Annotated in this window: 15 protein-coding genes; 1 reads left to right on the top strand and 14 read right to left on the bottom strand. The window is 26.4% G+C overall.

Features of this window, described 5'->3' with window-relative positions; translation table 4 throughout:
- Positions 1-719: 719 nt before the first annotated feature.
- The 7 genes from ACI2WZ_RS02015 to ACI2WZ_RS01985 all read right to left on the bottom strand — a co-directional run bounded on the left by ACI2WZ_RS02015 (position 720) and on the right by ACI2WZ_RS01985 (position 6,727).
- On the bottom strand, positions 720-1,322 hold the full coding sequence (locus tag ACI2WZ_RS02015) for an SAV1803-related protein (protein WP_500245097.1): 603 nt from the start codon (positions 1,320-1,322) through the stop codon (positions 720-722).
- A gap of 15 nt (positions 1,323-1,337) precedes the next feature.
- Positions 1,338-1,709 carry an ASCH domain-containing protein gene (locus ACI2WZ_RS02010; RefSeq protein ID WP_500245096.1) on the bottom strand — a complete coding sequence of 124 codons (372 nt, stop codon included), beginning with the start codon at positions 1,707-1,709 and terminating at the stop codon, positions 1,338-1,340.
- Positions 1,684-2,772, bottom strand: a complete 1,089-nt coding sequence (locus tag ACI2WZ_RS02005) for a hypothetical protein (RefSeq protein WP_500245095.1) — start codon at positions 2,770-2,772, stop codon at positions 1,684-1,686. The genes ACI2WZ_RS02010 and ACI2WZ_RS02005 overlap by 26 nt, the downstream gene beginning before the upstream one ends.
- A 43-nt stretch (positions 2,773-2,815) precedes the next feature.
- Positions 2,816-3,022 (bottom strand): hypothetical protein, encoded by a 207-nt coding sequence (locus ACI2WZ_RS02000; protein WP_500245094.1) that lies wholly within the window; start codon positions 3,020-3,022, stop codon positions 2,816-2,818.
- 443 nt (positions 3,023-3,465) lie between these two features.
- Complete coding sequence (locus ACI2WZ_RS01995) at positions 3,466-4,800, bottom strand: hypothetical protein (protein ID WP_500245093.1); 1,335 nt, start codon at positions 4,798-4,800, stop codon at positions 3,466-3,468.
- Positions 4,793-5,989 carry a hypothetical protein gene (locus ACI2WZ_RS01990; protein WP_500245092.1) on the bottom strand — a complete coding sequence of 399 codons (1,197 nt, stop codon included), beginning with the start codon at positions 5,987-5,989 and terminating at the stop codon, positions 4,793-4,795. Before ACI2WZ_RS01990 ends, ACI2WZ_RS01995 begins: the two co-directional genes overlap by 8 nt.
- A 24-nt stretch (positions 5,990-6,013) precedes the next feature.
- On the bottom strand, positions 6,014-6,727 hold the full coding sequence (locus ACI2WZ_RS01985) for an RsmE family RNA methyltransferase (RefSeq protein ID WP_500245091.1): 714 nt from the start codon (positions 6,725-6,727) through the stop codon (positions 6,014-6,016).
- A gap of 96 nt (positions 6,728-6,823) precedes the next feature.
- On the opposite strand from ACI2WZ_RS01985, the gene ACI2WZ_RS01980 reads away from it, so the two are divergent.
- Entirely contained in the window at positions 6,824-7,525 is a 702-nt protein-coding gene (locus ACI2WZ_RS01980) for a hypothetical protein (protein WP_500245090.1), read from the top strand.
- Positions 7,526-7,631: 106 nt separating this feature from the next.
- Here the strand turns inward: ACI2WZ_RS01980 and rbfA are convergent, their stop codons facing one another.
- The 7 genes from rbfA to ACI2WZ_RS01945 all read right to left on the bottom strand — a co-directional run bounded on the left by rbfA (position 7,632) and on the right by ACI2WZ_RS01945 (position 13,436).
- Entirely contained in the window at positions 7,632-7,976 is a 345-nt protein-coding gene (gene rbfA, locus ACI2WZ_RS01975; RefSeq protein ID WP_023789172.1) for a 30S ribosome-binding factor RbfA, read from the bottom strand.
- 1 nt (position 7,977) lies between these two features.
- Entirely contained in the window at positions 7,978-9,840 is a 1,863-nt protein-coding gene (gene infB / locus ACI2WZ_RS01970) for a translation initiation factor IF-2 (protein ID WP_023789171.1), read from the bottom strand.
- Positions 9,841-9,856: 16 nt separating this feature from the next.
- Positions 9,857-10,150 (bottom strand): L7Ae/L30e/S12e/Gadd45 family ribosomal protein, encoded by a 294-nt coding sequence (locus ACI2WZ_RS01965; protein WP_500245089.1) that lies wholly within the window; start codon positions 10,148-10,150, stop codon positions 9,857-9,859.
- Complete coding sequence (gene rnpM, locus ACI2WZ_RS01960; RefSeq protein WP_500245088.1) at positions 10,150-10,422, bottom strand: RNase P modulator RnpM; 273 nt, start codon at positions 10,420-10,422, stop codon at positions 10,150-10,152. Before rnpM ends, ACI2WZ_RS01965 begins: the two co-directional genes overlap by 1 nt.
- Positions 10,423-10,429: 7 nt before the next feature.
- Positions 10,430-11,758, bottom strand: a complete 1,329-nt coding sequence (nusA, locus tag ACI2WZ_RS01955; protein ID WP_500245087.1) for a transcription termination factor NusA — start codon at positions 11,756-11,758, stop codon at positions 10,430-10,432.
- Between the two features lie 250 nt (positions 11,759-12,008).
- On the bottom strand, positions 12,009-12,452 hold the full coding sequence (locus ACI2WZ_RS01950) for a lipoprotein (RefSeq protein WP_500245086.1): 444 nt from the start codon (positions 12,450-12,452) through the stop codon (positions 12,009-12,011).
- Between the two features lie 234 nt (positions 12,453-12,686).
- A complete protein-coding gene (locus ACI2WZ_RS01945; RefSeq protein ID WP_500245085.1) occupies positions 12,687-13,436 on the bottom strand; it encodes an ABC transporter ATP-binding protein in 750 nt (249 codons plus the stop codon).
- Positions 13,437-13,450 lie beyond the last annotated feature (14 nt).

Below are 13,450 nucleotides of genomic sequence, written 5' to 3'. Positions count from 1 at the left end.
GATTAGGAGTATAGTTCTCTAAATATATTTTTCAAGCTCGTGAGAATAAAATATACTTAGAGAATTTTTTTATTATAAATGAGAATACGTATACGAACCAAATTATATATCGGTACTTAGAAACTAATAAAGCAGATGTTAGATTTTAAATAGTTTATATGTATGCATCAAAAGTGCAAGTACTTTTATAATTAGTCGAAATATATAAAAGATTATTAAATCCCATGTAAAGCTTTAATTTGTGTAATTAATATATCTTAACTGTAATCACACCTAATATCAAGGTGAGTTTTGAAATCTTAGTTCTAAATTTATATAATAGAAAAAAAGTTTTATCATGTAAGCAAATTATATGAAGATCTTGCTAAGAATAAAAGACTCTTTTTAAATAATGTTTATTAAAGGTATACAATTAATGCTTATTTGATTGCATAGAAAAACAGAGTAAAATTTAATTAAATTAAAAAAACTAATGTTTCACAGGAATTGAACATTGTGATCTTATTATATGGATTGAAAAAATGTCCTAATTAACTATACAATATCAATAATTATAGATAGTAACTTTAAAGATAATACATTTATTTATTGAGCATCAAGTTAAATGATGATTCTAACCTATGAAAAGTTACAAAAATCAAGTTATTAAAACTCGTAGAATATATTTAACGCTGTAAATAAGTTGTTATAATGTGATACATTTTGGTTTTTAGTGTGTTCTAATATTTAACACCAATTTGTTTTAATTCTTCAAAAAGCCTTTCATTATTTTTTATATTTCATATGCCTGCTTTTTCGTTAAAGATAAAAGAAGTTAGTATCGGATAAGGAAATTCTTTATCTATTAATCTTTTTATGCATTTAAAATAATCATTTTTTAAGTGCAAAATATTTTCTACAACTTTTTGTTTTCAAGGTTTTTCATATACAATCCCAGAATAAATGTCGTTTAATTCCGGAATTATGAAATTATAAATTCCACCTACACCAACTTCTTCTCCTTTATTTTTCTTATCATTTGGGTGTTCAAAAATTTTAATATGTAAAACGAGATGTTCTAATAGGTTACAATAAACAAGTCTATTTGCTTTTTGATATTCAAATTTATTCTTTATAGCTCAACTAGGTGTAGACAATAATATTGCCTTGTCTTCATCAATATGGTGTATATAAAGACCATCCTTACCTCTAGTGATTTTAGTATTTTTCTTAGTACATTCTAAATCTAAAAAATAATCGCCTGGTACAGGACCATACTTTTTAATCAAGAAGTCTACACATTTACTATAATTCAAATCTAATAAATATTCTATTTCCGTCATAATATAACACTCCTTTTATTTTATATACACGAAAGATTGTGGTGCGGCACTTATTCCAAATTCAATCAATTCTTTTGGCTCATTAAATTCCGTATAATCATATATTTCATATGCAATAGCCTTATTTTTATTTTCATAATAATCATAATAAAATTTTTTATCTACTCCTGAATAGTCTTTAGTAAATTTTCATATATTTTTCGGAGTATCTATGTGAACTTTACTAATTCTCGCAACCCCTACAACTTTGGAAATTGGGGCTGTTGCATATATATAAATTTCATTTTCACTAAACTTTCTAGCTTCAACTTTTCTGAATTCAAATCTCTTATTACCATTTTTGATATTTTGTATATGTTCATTATGTATTGACATCAAGATTTTCATTATTTTTCAACCTCTCTAAAATTAATTTGTATATTAATTCTCTATTTTTAATAGCGTATGCTGGTAAATAAAAATTTTCTGGTCAAATCTCATTTTCTCTTAACCAATTATGAGTTACATTATTCCCTTCACCAAAAGATAAAATATGAAAAAATTTAATTACTATTTTTCTACCACGGTTAAATTGATCCTTTAACTCCTCAAGCGTAAAAACTGATGTGTTTCCAACTAAATTTAATCATGCATCAAATTGCATTTTATTTCCGTCATGAACTTCATTTACTATACCGACACCTGTAACAACAGAATTAAAAGTTTTAGGTGCTATATCACTCATTCTGTACTCCAATAAAAAATCTCCATTTTTTGGTAATTTATGATAACTTATTTTTGATATATATGTTTTACTTATACTAATCGACGAGGTATCAAATTCTTTTGATTGATTTTCAACATTCAATAGCTTATTATCAGGTAATAGTTTATCATGATAAACAGCTTCTAATGGGATTAGATAAAAATCTGAATTTTCGTATAAGTTTGAAATGGGTTCTTTGAAATACCATTTATAATTTTTTTTAACTGTGTCCATTGTTTTATAACTAAATTTTGTCATTACAATCTCCGCGCCTTTAGTTCCAGTATCAATGAATCCTCATGATGATAAGATATTATATAATAAAGGTTGTTTTTCTTTAAATAAAGTGATATATGCTTCATCAATATTGTTTTTTTCCATTTCAGCAAAAATTATATTAATGACTGACTCAGATAATCTTTGTGATTTATTTGAGTCATCAATTTTTAGTGTTGATATTTTAATTCTCTTTTTATTTGATTGAAAAGGAACAATATCTTCTTCTATTTCATTCTTAATTTGCAACATTAAAAAAGCCTTTATATTCGAAAAATTATCAAATTTCACATAAGCCTCAAAGTTTGCACTTGCTTTTTTGTTGAATCATTTTTCAAAACTATTTTTACCATAATCTTCTCTTAGAGAATCAAAGAAACCATCCCCTAATCTTAAACTTTTTAATTTAACTTTTTTTAAAACTTCCATATTTCATTACTTCCTATATGAAAATATTAACATAAATTTATCTTTAATAAATTCTATCAATATTTTTAACTTCATATTTATCAATAGGAATTATTTTTAATTTTTTATCCCGCTGGTTAGATTTTAAAACTCTCAATCTTACACCTTTATCGATAGTAATAAAACTGAAAATACGTTTCAAAACGATAGTATCAATGACATAAAAGAGTTTTAGTAAATATTCTCTTATACTAATAAATTCTTCAAACATTAGTCCTACTACGTTATCACTCTAGTTGTTGCATCAATAATCAAGTTATTATCATATTTACAAAGCATTTGATTTGAATCTATGCATTGATTTTATTAGTATATTTCAAGTTATCTTCAAATATAAAGGAAGATTTAAACTCAAATAGTATATAAAAAATATTTATACTACATAACTGCAAATTTCAATAATTCCAGTTATAAATTGCTTATTTAAAATTGAAAGTGCTATTTGCTTGATTATATCTGTGTACATTTAAAAAACAAATGAATGCTGCGGAATAACTTTCTTATTCACGGTTAATCATTAAATAATTAATATGATTATCATTTTGGCTTCAAAAAAAAATTTGTGTTTATTCAAAAAAATATAGTAAGACTTTGGTTGAAGAAGTTATTTATGCATATGATAAATAGAACAACCTTTGATTAGGTTGTTTTTTCTTAATTATCATTTTCAATAATCCAATCTTCTGGGTTGATTTTTTCTAGTATTGTAAGAATTGCCTTTATAGTTATGTCAAAATTAGCTTGCGAGTTGAATGGATATTTTTTATCAAAATAAGGTATTAAATAACTTATTTTGTTTTGATAACTTGTTAATCAATTATGAGCAATTATATTAAGATCTTCCATAGCTTCTCTTTGATATTTAGTTCTAATGTCTTTTTTCAAATCATCTGATAACTTAGTATATAAAGAAGCTCCTAATTTTGTGAATCATTTTTTAAACATTGCATAATTAGAAAATCCTGTAATAATTTTTGGGCTTACAAAGTATCTTTTACCATCACTTTTAGCCTTGTCCCAAGAAACTTTTGAATATCCATCACTATTAGAGTATTTTGATGATATATCATTAAGATCATCATAATTTTCCAAGTCAAAAATTCTAAAACCGTCAAAATATGTGATTGGTTGTCTAAATGAGGTTTTTGTATTTAGAGAATACCTTGAAACACCTTGAAAGATTTCGTAATCTTCAAACTCTAAACTATTGAAGTAATAAGTATTGGTATCTTGAAACTTTATAAGTATAAAATAGAATAAATTATTGATTTTTATCTCTTTAGCAAATCATTTTTTTAAATTCTTTCTATTCATAAATTGATCAATATTAAAACTAGACCCTTCCCTTGCAGTTTTACTCTCTACATAAGTATTTATTGTTCTACATAAATATTCATAAAATCAAGTGATAATTGCATAATCGATATTATAGGTGTACTTAAATTGTCCACCAAGAATAAAATTTAATAGTTTTTTGAATTTAAACAAGACTCCGTTACTAATATTATTAGCTTTAATAAAATCATTTGTTAATTTTGAACAATAATCTTTTTCTATGTTCCCATTTCGATTTGCGTAATCAAAATAATTTTTAGAATCGTGATTTCTAATCATCAGAATTATTCTAAAATATATTTTTATATTTTTAAACTGAGTTGAGATAACTATATAGTTATCGTTTCTTTTGATAGAAAACTTATGAGGAAGCTTTTTAAAGAAATCTAATACTTCATCATGAGCTTTTTTCATATCAAAAGAGTTATAAGTTATGTATTTTATCAAAGCAAGATCTAAATCTATTACATCATCATTTAAAATATAAGAGTTATAACGAAAGTCACCTAACTTTTCAAAGTGATAATCTGAATTATCCGTAGTAGCTTTAATCTCAAAATAACTTTCCTTAATGTAATTGATTAACTCTTTATTTAAGGATAAATTTTTATTTATAGCTATCTTTCATTGGGCACATAGATTTGGTTTAGACATTAAAAATCTCTCCTAAATTTATATCGTATTTATAAAAACTTATAAAAACAAGAAATAAACCAATATTATTATCTGATGGATAAACGTTTTTGGTAACTATACGTATCTCTAAATCATCATATAATTTTTTTCTTTTTTTCATAGTTATATTAGAATTTCCAGTTGTATTTTTTAAATATGGTGTTGTATCATATCAGAATAAAATATCGTTTTTTTCGTTACCATCTTCAAAAAAGGTTTCAGCCATTTTCATATATTTTTCCAAAAAACTTTTTGTACTAGAATAACTATTATTATATACTCATTTTAAATTTTTGAGTTTTACTAACGAATATAACTTATCAAAAGGTTTACTTTTCTTATAATATATATTCTTAGTCTCAAATAACTCATCTAAAATTTTATTTTTAGGAAAAAGTTGATAGAAAGCATATGCTAATCATTCCTTAAAATAATTATTATTAATCAGATTTCATTGCAAATCTTCCATTATTTTTAGTTTTATAAATCAACGTTGTTTGGCAGTATATTTTTCTCGAAAGTTTAACCTTATATAAAAGAATAATATTTCAAGTTTTCTTAGGGTTAACTTGTTAAGTATTTTATAAGTTTTAACAAAGTTTAGTGAAAAAGATTTTGAATACTGATTTCTACTACAAATAATTAAAGGATATTCATTGTGAGTAAGAGCACCACGTATAATTATCGAAAAAACTATTTTATTTTCTTTAATAAAATCAATTTTAACTGAATCTGTATGATAAATAAATTCGTTTTTGATGTATTTAGCCGGATATTTTTTAATAAAATAGCCAACATTTATATTATCATTAATGCGATATTTATCTCTTAGTGTCTTAAGTACAATTTCGTTAACTTTACAAATTTCACAATCAAAAAAATGATCTTTTGTTTTTATTTCATTTTCATAAACAAAATAATTTTTCTTGCTTACATATTTTATAGCTAACAAGTCGACTTTGAAAGGATTGTCAAAATTAAAAACATTCTTGATAGCATAACTACCATGTTTTTTTATTCTTACATATTTCTTAAGCTCATTTTGAATGAACCTGATATTTTTATCGATAAACCTTTTTAGTTCATTAGGTAAAGAAACTGTCTTTAACTGTTTGTTTATCAATTTTATATCCGTTGTAACAGAAAGACTTTGTTTTTTCTCAAACATAGTTTACCTCTTCTCAATACTTAATTAATCATTCTTTTCATAAACAATCGCACTAAGCGCATAAATAGCGGCAGTTTCCGCTCTTAGAATATTATCACCGAGCGATACTGTCTTATAATTCATTTGTTGTAGTTTTGATATTTCATTTTCACTAATTCCGCCCTCTGGTCCAATAATTATGTTGATAGTTTCTCAATTAGTTTTTAGAAAATGTTTAAAACTCTTTTCATTCTCTTGCTCTCAAGCAACAAGTTTTAGATCAGAGTTGATATTATTGATCTTATTGATATCTCTTATTATCGAATGTATTTTAGGAATAGTTAATCTTTTAGATTGTTTTGCAGCTTCAACACATATATTTTGTCAGCGAGATAATTTACCTTCTTCTTTTTTTGGATCTATGTTAACAACATTTCTTGAAAAAATAACAGGATAAATATTATCAATCCCTAACTCAGTTGCTTTTTGTAAGATTAAATCTCATTTTTGTTCTCTAATTACTCCAACAATTAAGTTAGTGGTCATTAATGATTTTTGGGCAGAAAGTTGTTTTTTTATAATTGCTGTACATTCATCTTGAGTTACATTAAATATTTCACATAAATACTTTTTTTCCTCAAAAATACAATAAATTTCTTCCCCTGTCTTTAATTTTACGACATTTCTAAGATGATGTAGATCGTCACCTTTGATAACAAACTTATCCCCAAATTTTTCTTCCAAAAAAAAACTATGCATTTTGTTATCTCCTATTTAGATTATTATATAATAATTATCGAGGTGAATAAATGAATTGAATTCTATTTAATAAATTTAATTAGAATGGAGATTAAAATGAAAAATACTGATGACATTAATCAAGAGGTTGATAATCAAAAAGTAACTGTTCAAGATAAGATAAGTTATGATTTAGATAATATCGACTTAGATTATGAAATCAGCAAACTTTCTAAATTAAATAAACGAGCAAGAGTTAAGAGTGAAACACTTAATATAGCCCTTGTCAGTTTGTTACTAAGTATTTCTACAGCTGTTAGCTTAATCAATGTAATTATACCTGTCCCATTAACAACTATAAATTTGGGATTTGTATTAAAATATTTTGTGATAGCTATAAGCTTTCAAGTAGTTGGCGTATACTGGGGTATGATAACAGGTTTGTTAGATGGATTATTACAATTTTTAATTTGGGGATTAAGCCCTTTATTTAGGTTTACATCATCATTAGGTCTAATGATTTGGGTCCTAATGTTTTGATTGTTATTTGATAAAATTTTTAGAATATATTATGTTGAAAGTCGAATATATAAAGTTATGTGTTCAGTTTGTGCTGGAACAATAATTTTATTTGTTCAACCATTCTTTTCTGCTTTGCTTTCTTTGGGTAGAGCAGCCATTGAACAAGATACATTATATGGAATGTTCGTCTTTGTTAATACATGAATTAGCTTAATGGTTTTTGACTTATTTGCTATTATATTATTCACACTCACAACTAATAGAATTCAGTTCATTGTATCAAAGTTTAAAACATAAATTTATATTTAAACAAACGATTATAAACAAAAAAATCTAACTGGAAATTAATCATTACGATTTAATTTATGGTTAGATTTTTTTTAAAACAAATATGTTATCGTTATTATTTTATGTCCTTCAAAATTTCTTCAATTTTGTTAGCATTTTCCAAAGATTTATCGTATTCAAAAACTAGTTCAGGAACTGATTTCATTTCAACTTTACTTGCCAGAATCATTCTGATTTCTTTAAGATAATCATTGATTTCTTCTTGAACTTCTTCTTTATCTGCATTTATATCTAAAAATGAGTAAAAAATCTTTGCGTGACTCATATCACTAGATAATCTAACTTCGTGAATTGATAGAGTTTTTACATATTCACTATCTGGAAACTCTCTTTGTAAGATCAAATTTAATTCTCTTAGGATTGTAGATTGTGTTCTTTCTAGTTTAATATCTTTTGCCATACTATTTCACCTCTTCTACCTTGTATGCTTCAATGATATCATTTTCTTTCAAATCATTAAAGTTTTTGATAGTTATTCCACATTCTTGCCCCTCACGAGCCTCTTTGATATCGTCTTTTTTTATTTTAAGTGAAGATAATTCACCTGAATAAATAACTATACCATTTCTTAATACGTGTACTTTCGACGCTCTTGGAACAGAACCAGAAACAATTCTACAACCAGCAATAGTCCCTACTTGTGAGTGTCTAAATAGTTGTCGAACTTCAGCCTCACCTAGTGATTTTTCTTCAAAAACTGGGTCTAACATACCAGTGGCTGCTTCTGCAATTTCTTCGATTAATTTGTAAATAATATTATGCAACCTGATATCTACACCATCTTCTTCGGCTTTTTGTCTAACTTGAGCATTAGGCCTAACATTAAAACCATAAATAAGCGCATTAGAAGCTAGTGCTAAGGTAACATCACTTACAGATATAGCACCAACAGTTGCACGAATTACATTGACTTTTACTCCTTCAATACTGATTTTAAGCATTGAATTCCTTACGGCTTCAACAGTACCTTGCGTGTCTGCTTTTAAAATGATATTAATAGATTTTAGCTCACCAGATTCAATTTGATTTTTAATAGAGTCTAATGTAAAACTTTGATTTTTTTGTCTAGCTTCTGAAGCTTGTTTTTCTGCTTGAGCTTGGGCAATAGTTCTTGCCATTTTTTCATCAGAAACTACCATGAACTTGTCTCCAGCTCTTGGTACATCGTTTAATCCAATTATCAAAGCTGGTTGACCAGGTAATGCTAGCTTTATTTTGCTTTTATTTTCATTTTCTATATCTTTAATTGCACCAAAAGTTCCCCCTGCTATCATTATATCTCTCAAATTCAAAGTTCCTTGTTGAACTAAAATTGTTGCAACAGGTCCTCTTGATTTGTCTAAATGAGCTTCGATAACTGTTCCTTTTGCATACTTATTAGGATTAGCTTTTAAATCTTTAAGTTCGGCAATTAATAATATCGTTTCAAGTAAAGAATCTAAACCTATTTTGTTTTTTGCAGAACCTTCTATGAACGGTACTTCTCCACCGAATTCCTCAGCCACAATACCATATTTCATCAATTCAACCTTAACCTTATTAGGGTCAGAATCTGGTTTATCTATTTTGTTTATAAACACTATAATTGGAACTTCTGCTGCTTTAGCATGATCAATTGCTTCTTCAGTTTGGGGCATAATACCATCATCTGCAGCTACAACTAATATTACAATGTCAGTAACTTCACTTCCTCTTGCTCTCATTTCTGTAAAAGCTTCATGACCTGGAGTGTCGATAAATGTAATTTTGTTATTTTTTAATGTAACTTGGTAAGCACCAATATGTTGTGTGATTCCACCGAACTCACCTTGTGTTACATTGGCATTTCTTATTGAGTCTAATAATGTAGTTTTACCGTGATCGACATGACCCATTATTGTCACAACTGGTGGTTTGTTTTTTAAATCTTTTGGGTCATCTTTTACATCAAATGTCTCAAAAATATTTTCTTTTGTGACTGCTGTTTCTTTCTTGAAATCGTATCCAAACTCTAGACACAACTCTCCCATTTGCTCTTCTGTTAACATTTGATTTTGTGTGACCATACTCCCGTTAGTGAAAAATCACTTAACAATTTCGGCTGCACCTTTGTTTATTTTACTTGCAAAGTCTGCAATTGAAAGTGGTTCTGTATATACAAAAACACCATCAATTAAACCGGTTTGTTTGGTTTCTTTTAACTTGTTCTTTAAGTTAGCGGTATGAGCTTTAGACTTATTTTTGGCTATTTGTTTATTTTTTTGATTTTTTTCATTTTTTGCCATAAAATCATCTCCTTGCTTATATATTTTTTTTGATAAGTTTAATAAAATTGATGTCTTCTAAACCAACAGCTTTCACATTTTTTCTTCCAACTGACTTATTTAGTTCATCTGAGTCGAATAATCCATTTATGATTTCAGTATCATAGAAACTGCACTTGTCATTTATTTTTTTTAATTGACTTTTACCCATATCCGAAGTTGTTAATACTAATTTAATTTTTCTTTGTTGTATTTTTTTGAATAATTGTTCACCATAAACCAGTTTATTTGCAGAAGATGCCATACCTAAGCAATTAAGTAAGCTTTTCATTAATCTCAATTGTTTTTAATTTCTTCAATTAATAGATTATATATTTCATCTTCAACTTTAGTTTTTAAACCTTTTTCAAGAATTTTTGTTTTTTTAATTTTTTCTACTGAAGCTATTGTTGGTCTAATATAGATTCCTCTACCATTTGCTTTTCTTGTATTATCTATAAAAATTTTACCTTCTTTATTTTTAACAATTCTAATTAATTCTAATTTCGGATACATTTTATTAGATGCAACGTCTTTTCTCAAACTAATATGTTTATTTTGCATATTATTCTTACCCTTCGTAGTAATTATCATATTCATCAGGATCGATTGTTAAATCATCGACATTGCTATCTTCCAAATCTTCAAAAGCAGCAATATTAGATTGAATTTCATCTATCGAAGCGTTGCTTTCGAAAAGTAGTTCATCTTCAAGATCATCTTGGAACTTATTATCATTGTATTTAGGTTTGTATGGTGTTCTTTCCCTTTTTTTATTTACCTTATTTAAAAAATCAGGGTTTGATAATTCATCTTCTGTAATATTTCCATTTCAGTGAATTTCCATACCTTTTTCTTTTGCGTTATCTAATGAAAAAATATTGATTTTCATGTTTACAAGGTTTGCAACCAATCTAGCTGCCATACCTTTTTTACCAATAGCTAATGATAATTGCTCATTAGGTACCACGATAAAGCATTCATTTTCTTCTTCATCAATCTCGATACTAATCACTTTAACTGGTGCCAAAGAATTCATAACGAAGGTCTTGCGATCCTCATTTCAAAGAATAATGTCAATCTTTTCTCCATTTAGCTCTTTTGAAACGTCTTTAATTCTACTTCCAGCAGCACCAACACAAGCACCTATTGGGTCAACACCTTCTTCATATGAATAAACAGCTAATTTAGAACGTTTTCCAGGTTCTCTAGCTACTGATTTAACCTCAATAATACCTTCAGCAATTTCAGGTACATATGTTTCAATTAATTTAGATAAGAATTCAGGGTGGATTCTTGAAGCTTGTATTTGAGAATGTTTATTATCCTTAGATACTTCCTCAATATAGAAGCAAATTCTATCACCTTCATCGAAATCTTCCCCAGGAATCATTTTTTTATTTCAAATAGGAATAATTGAACCATCAACGTCTATCAAGTAGTTGGTTTCTGTAACATCTTTTACAAACCCCCCAACAATCTCATGATTTTTAGGTAAAAATTCTTCATATATTTTATTTTTTTCACCTTCACGTATTTTTTGTTTTATTATTTGACCTACTTGAGCAACTGCAAGTTTAGAAAAATCTTTATTGAATAAAACTGGTTCATAAATATTTTGACCAATAGTTACATCATCACCATATTTTTCTTTAGCAGCGTTTATTCCTATTTCTAATCACTCATCTTCAATTTGTTGAACAACAGTCAATTCTTTAAAAACTTTAATTTGTCCAGTTACTTCATCAATATCAACTCGCACGATAGCTTCTGGATCAAAGTATTTTTCATAAGCTTTTTGAAAACCTTCTCTAATTCCTTCAAATACTAAATCTTTTTCGATTTTTTTTTCTTTTGCAATTGTATAAATTGCTTCTAATAATTTCGCACCATCAATCATGGTATTTTAATCCTCCTAATATATTATTTATATATATTTCGTCATTATATCACCCAAGAAATAGAAAAGAAGACTTACGTCTTCCCCTCCTTTTTGAATCTGACAATTTAATTATAAATCAAAATTTCTAAAATATTAAAATAATTTAGCGTTTTTGTGCATATTTTTGATACAAATTAACTAATTAGATTAGCTATATAGTTTGTATCTTTAAAAAATTACTTAACTTTAAAACTTCGATTTTTAATTATTAATCAACTTTGCTTGTTTCTGGTTTGATTGTTATTTCTTTATCAGCGAAAATTCTTTGTGTGATAACATCTTTAAATCCAATATTAAGTTTTACAACTTTTTCTTTTGTTGGGTACTCTGCTTCCGCATTAAATGTTATTTCACCATGGTAAATTCTTTTGTTATCAGCATTTTGTTTCAATTCTGATACTTTTAAAGTTTTATCTATTTGAGTATTATCTGCATTATTGAAATAAGATTCAAATGCATATTTTGAGCTTAAATCTTCTGGCAAAATGATAAAAATAGTTATTTTATCAGTTTTTGATGTAAATTCAGTTTTATCTAAAAATCCTAATCTTTTAGTTGTTGAAAATTCTGGTATATTTTCACTACATGATACTGCTAAAGTACTTGAAGAAGCGGTTAAAGCAAACGCTCCTAACATAATTAATTTCTTCATATTTATTCCCTCTTTCTATTTCGATAAATAAATTTGATATTTATTTACAAATGAATTATATCATATTAAAACTAATTTTATAAATGTCCTAAATATGTGGTAAACCATATATTATTAAAATGCAAATTTAATAGAATGAAAAAAGTCATTAAAGATTGATATTATAAACTTCAAAATTCTAGGGTCTTAAATACAAAATATTTAGTACTTCAGTCTAAGTAATAAGAAGAAGCTTTATTTTTTATTATTTTTATATATTTTTTCATATAAGTTAGGGTTTTTCTCGTTTTCATTAATATACTTCAAATACAATTCTTTCAAATTTTCTTTTTCACCATCTACATATTTATCTAGTAAAACTTCACCTTTATTTATCAATATCAAATGATTAGTTATTTTAGCAAAATCTTCTATTTGATGTGTTGTAATAAAAAAAGTTACTCCTTTTTCGTTCAATTCTTTGACTAATTTCACAAAATAATCTTGAGAAGCGATATCTAAATTAGCTGTAGGTTCATCCATGAATATATATTCTGGTTCATTCACTAAAATTGCTGCAAAAATAGCTCTTTTTTTTCAACCAGCGGATAATTCTTTTAATTTTTTGTTAAAATGCTCCTCTAAATTGAAGGATTCTTTTAATGATTCTAACTTTTCTGCCAATGTTTTTTTGTCTACTTTATAAATTATACCAACGTACTCAATATATTCCTTTACAGTTAAAGTTAAAGGGATATTGTTGCTATCAGGGAAAAAAGCAAACTTATTTAGATCTTTACTAGTTAGTTTATTTTGGTTTGTTTTTATTTCTCCACTATCATATTTTAGTTCCTGGAAAATTGATTTAATAGTTGTGGTTTTACCTGCACCATTAGGTCCACAAAATAAACATATGTCATTTTTGTTTATTTTGAAACTAATGTCTTTGATTGCGGGTTTTTTATTTTTTTTAAATCTTTTACTTAAATTAATTACTTCAATCATATTTATCTCCTTAT

The sequence above is a fragment of the Spiroplasma endosymbiont of Megachile willughbiella genome, assembly GCF_964273395.1.
In the GTDB taxonomy this organism is placed as follows: domain Bacteria; phylum Bacillota_I; class Bacilli_A; order Mycoplasmatales; family Mycoplasmataceae; genus Spiroplasma_A; species Spiroplasma_A apis.
This window is presented reverse-complemented; position numbering and strand designations above follow the sequence as displayed.